This is a genomic window from Vibrio sp. 704, from assembly GCF_033339295.1.
In genome coordinates this window covers 1-641 of sequence record NZ_JAWOUH010000562.1, presented here as the reverse complement: position 1 = coordinate 641, position 641 = coordinate 1, and the positions used below count along the sequence as shown (strand labels likewise).

Below are 641 nucleotides of genomic sequence, written 5' to 3'. Positions count from 1 at the left end.
CTTATCATCACGTTAAGCTTTGTTCCAGTGTTTGCACTGGAAGGTCAAGAAGGCAAGATGTTCTCTCCTCTCGCCTTTACCAAGACGTATGCAATGGCATCAGCGGCAGCACTTGCGATCACGCTCGTGCCAGTTCTAATGGGTTACTTTATTCGCGGTAAAATACTGCCAGAACATAAGAACCCTGTGAACCGTGGGCTGGTTGCGCTGTATCGTCCATTGCTTAATCTGAGCTTGAAATATCCGAAAGCGATGATCGTACTGGCGCTCGGCCTATTAGCATCGGCGTACTACCCAACTAGCCAACTAGGCAGCGAATTCATCCCACCATTGGATGAAGGCGATTTGATGTACATGCCGACCACCTACCCGGGCATTTCCATCGGTAAAGCACGTGAGTTGGTTCAGCAAACGAACAAGCTGATCAAAACCGTACCGGAAGTCAAAACGGTTTGGGGCAAGATTGGCCGTGCAGAAACCGACACCGACCCAGCCCCACTCACCATGATTGAAACGGTAATTCAGCTCAAACCTCATGACCAATGGCGTGAAGGCGTGACCACAGAGTCATTGCGCAAAGAATTCGACAATCTCGTGCAGTTCCCGGGGCTAACCAACGCGTGGGTAATGCCGATCAAAAC

Annotated in this window: 1 protein-coding gene; it reads left to right on the top strand. The window is 50.4% G+C overall.

Features of this window, described 5'->3' with window-relative positions; all coding sequences use genetic code 11:
- A partial coding sequence (locus R7R24_RS27770; RefSeq protein ID WP_318120290.1) for an efflux RND transporter permease subunit occupies positions 1 to 641 on the top strand: 641 nt, incomplete at both ends.